A 1,718-nucleotide genomic window follows, 5' to 3' on the forward strand; every position below is an offset into this window, starting at 1 on the left:
GCAACGCCCAGCAATCCGAACGGTTGGATCAGAGCGACGCTGATGACAAGATTCATGGTGCCCTCGACACACATCAACCAGGTCAGGCCCTTGAATCGGCGCCGGCCCAACAAAATCTTGGAACCGATCCCGGTTGCGGCGGTGAACAACGCACCGACGAGCAAGATTTGAAACAGCAGCGGAACGGAGTGATAAATGTCCGTTTGGACGTATTTGTCGCCGATCCACAATCGATAGAAGCCGCTGGCCCACATGCCCGTGATCAACGCCGCGCTGACCGCGACCAAGGAAAGCATCCGCGAACCTTTCAGGTAGAGCTGCTGTAGCCCCGCCAGATTGTTGTGTGCGTCAAGGTCGGTCGCGGCAGGATAAAAGACTTGACTGACGGGAACGAAGATGTTGGCAAAGTACTTCATCAAGTTGTTGGCCAAGGCGAAGTAGGCGATCGCCGAGACGGGCATGAAAATCCCGATCACCAAGGCGTCGGAAAAGCTGATCACCAAGTGGCTGACGGCAAGCAACGCGCTCCAAAATCCGAAACCGATGCATTCGCGGCAACTGGCCCAACTCGCCAACCGCCATGAGATTTTCAGTTCGGGAAGGACGCGGCAACCGACCGCCCAGCGAAGTACGTAATCGAGAATGTTTCCGACCGCGCCGGCGGCACAAACGCCGATCAATCCGTATCCGGCCCTCAACACCAGGATCGTCGCCGCGGCCGACACGATGCGGCAGAAAAGACTGACGACGGTGATCAGGTCAAAACGTTGTTTGGCCGTCAGGGCGACCGAAAACGGAAACAGCAACAATTGGATTGCCGTCGAACAGCCTAGAATCAACACACACCAAACGGCCTCGGTCTCCAACGCGGGAGGCAAGGAAAAGAAGGCGGGCGCGACGGCTGCGGTCGCAAACGTGACCACCAACGCACACAGGGCGCAGCCGAGATGCAGGGCGAACCCGCTGCTGGCGGCACGATTCATGCGGTCAAAGTCACCCTTGGAAAAGTACCGGGTGATGTACTGGGTCATCCCGGCACGCAAACCAAGATCCAACAGTCCGTAGTATCCCGTGATGCTGATCACGATGGTCCAGACGCCGTACCTCGCATCACCGATCTGGTGCAACACGAATGGCGTTAAGAAAAACGTGATCGCCACCTGGATGACGTAGGCCACCCAATTGCTCAGGATGTTTCGAGAGATGACACGGAAACTACTCATCAAAGTCAATGTTAGAGTTGGAAATCACCAGCGGACGAAAAGACGGATGGTCATGTAGAACAGACACAGCGATGCGGCGCTGGCGAGCAGTGACAACAGCACGAACCGGTTGCCGATGCGCAATCCGGTTGCCTGGCCGGGGATCGACGCAATGGCGGGCATGGAAATGGCAGCCGCGACGAGCCCCAAAATCAGGTAGGTGGGGGCGACAAACTGTCGCGAGATGGTCAGCATGGCGGCGATGCATCCCATCAAGGCCGCGAACAGATAGCCGCACAACCGAGAGTGTTCGCGAGTCGCTTGGGCCGCCGGAGTCTCCTCTCCGAACGCTTTCGATCGCGGTCGCCGTTGCGACCAGAGGCCAGACCCGGCAGCCAAAAAACAGGCGACGAAGGTGGTGCCGCCGAAGAAACCCAGTTCGGCGTAACAGTGCAGGAATGAGTTGTGCGTCACCACGCCGATTTCATCGGCGATCAATCCTTCGCCCAAACCGAA

The 1,718-nt window shown here is 57.8% G+C and carries 2 protein-coding genes; both read right to left on the reverse strand.

Annotation, left to right across the window (positions count from 1 at the left end):
• Positions 1-1,223, reverse strand: a 1,223-nt coding sequence (locus tag ABX749_RS31880; RefSeq protein WP_372899590.1) for a lipopolysaccharide biosynthesis protein, incomplete at its 3' end; no start/stop codon positions are given.
• 24 nt (positions 1,224-1,247) lie between these two features.
• A partial coding sequence (locus ABX749_RS31885; protein WP_372899591.1) for a hypothetical protein occupies positions 1,248-1,718 on the reverse strand: 471 nt, incomplete at its 5' end.

Source organism: Stieleria sp. (genome assembly GCF_041595215.1).
Lineage (GTDB): Bacteria > Planctomycetota > Planctomycetia > Pirellulales > Pirellulaceae > Stieleria > Stieleria magnilauensis.